Origin of the sequence: Pseudomonas sp. NBRC 111133, from assembly GCF_001320605.1 — a bacterium.
In the GTDB taxonomy this organism is placed as follows: domain Bacteria; phylum Pseudomonadota; class Gammaproteobacteria; order Pseudomonadales; family Pseudomonadaceae; genus Aquipseudomonas; species Aquipseudomonas monteilii.
Map to the genome: position 1 here is coordinate 1 of NZ_BCBJ01000171.1, position 1,924 is coordinate 1,924.

Below are 1,924 nucleotides of genomic sequence, written 5' to 3' on the forward strand. Positions count from 1 at the left end.
GGTATGCGTACGGCCAAGTCATCTACCCAGCCCTGCAAAGCCAAGACATGGTGTGCACTTACATTTAAGTGGGCACCAGTTCTAGCCTTTTAAGCGGGTATTTCATGCAGCCAACACGCCGTTCCTATTCCAAATCCTTCAAAGCTCAGGTCATTCAAGAGTGTGCCCAGCCCGGTGCTTCGATTGCCAGCATCGCACTCAGCCATAACCTCAACGCAAACCTCGTCCACAAATGGATTCGCCTGCAAGCGCAGAAAAGCACGGCGCTGCAACCTGCATTTATTCCGTTACCCGTGCCGCTGGCAGGGGCGAAATCCCACACATCATCATCGAATATTTGCGTTGAAATACAGCACCCGCGTGGCACCGTCACAGTGAACTGGCCCACTGAAAATGCTGCTGCCTGCGCGACCTTTCTTCGAGACCTTCTGCGATGATTCGCATCGACTCCATCTGGCTCGCCACCGAGCCGATGGACATGCGCGCTGGTACCGAAACGGCATTAGCCAAGGTGATTGCGGTGTTCGGTGCGGCGCAGCCGCACTGTGCTTATCTTTTCGCCAACCGCCGCGCCAATCGCATGAAAGTGCTGGTGCATGACGGCTTCGGCATATGGCTGGCGGCGCGCCGGTTGAGCCAGGGCAAGTTCCACTGGCCAAGCATTCGTCATGGCTCTGAAATGCAGTTGGACACCGAGCAACTCCAAGCCTTGGTATTGGGCCTGCCATGGCAACGAGCAGGTTCCGGCGGCTCGATCACACTGCTTTAACGGCTGCCATTAGCCTATCGGTCTATCGCCGCGAAGCGCCTGCTCTGGCAAAATTCGGCGCATGACTTCTTCTCCCAATCTCGACCAAATGACTCCCGACCAACTGCGTGCCTTAGCTGCGCAATTGCTCTCGCAAGTCGAAACAATGGGTAAGACGGTCGAAACCATGGGCAAGAAGATCAACCGCGATCAGACGGTGATCGAGAAGCTGACCTTCGAAATTGCGCAGCTCAAGCGCTTGAAATTTGCCAAGCGCAGCGAGCAGATGAATCCTGAGCAGGCCAGTTTGCTCGATGACCTGATCGATACAGATATCGCAGCGATTGAAGCAGAGCTTCAGGCCTTGCAAACAGTGCCAGCGGCGACCGAGAAAAAGCAGAAGCCCAAGCGCACTGCATTGCCGGCTGAGTTTCCACGCACACTGATCCATCACGAACCTGACAACACTCACTGCCCATGCGGCTGCGCGCTGAAACGCATCGGTGAAGATGTCAGTGAGAAGTTGGATTACACACCGGGCGTGTTCACCGTCGAGCGTCATGTACGTGGCAAATGGGTCTGCGATGACTGCGAAACGCTTATCCAGGCACCGGTTCCGGCTCAGATCATCGACAAGGGCATCCCAACCGCTGGGCTGCTGGCCCACGTCATGATTGCCAAGTTTGCTGACCATTTACCGCTTTACCGTCAGGAATCGATCTTCGGTCGAGCGGGCCTGGCGATTCCACGCTCAACCTTGGCCGAATGGGTTGGCGTGACTGGGGTTCAGTTGCAGCCGCTGGTCGATGCGCTGCGCGAAGTGGTACTCGGGCAGCAGATTATTCATGCCGATGAAACACCCGTGCAAATGCTCATGCCGGGAACAAAGAAAACCCACCGTTCCTATGTTTGGGCCTACGCCACCAGCCAGTTCTCGGATGTGGCAGCGGTGGTTTATGACTTCAGCCCCAGCCGTGCCGGAGAGCATGCTCGCAACTTCCTGCAAGGCTGGAGGGGCAAGCTGGTCTGTGACGATTTTGGCGGTTACAAAGCCAGCTTCGAACTCGGCGTGACCGAAATCGGCTGCATGGCCCATGCACGGCGCAAATTCTTCGAGCTGCACGCTACGAATAAAAGCACGCTTGCTGAGCAAGCCCTGCGCTATATCCAGTTGTT

Annotated in this window: 3 protein-coding genes; all 3 read left to right on the forward strand. The window is 56.2% G+C overall.

The features are described from left to right. Positions 1 to 104: 104 nt before the first annotated feature. Entirely contained in the window at positions 105 to 437 is a 333-nt protein-coding gene (locus APH36_RS31480) for a transposase (RefSeq protein ID WP_009682494.1), read from the forward strand. Then, positions 434 to 769, forward strand: a complete 336-nt coding sequence (gene tnpB / locus APH36_RS32985) for an IS66 family insertion sequence element accessory protein TnpB (protein ID WP_009682493.1) — start codon at positions 434 to 436, stop codon at positions 767 to 769. Before APH36_RS31480 ends, tnpB begins: the two co-directional genes overlap by 4 nt. A 61-nt stretch (positions 770 to 830) precedes the next feature. After that, a partial coding sequence (locus APH36_RS30265; RefSeq protein WP_060501909.1) for an IS66 family transposase occupies positions 831 to 1,924 on the forward strand: 1,094 nt, incomplete at its 3' end.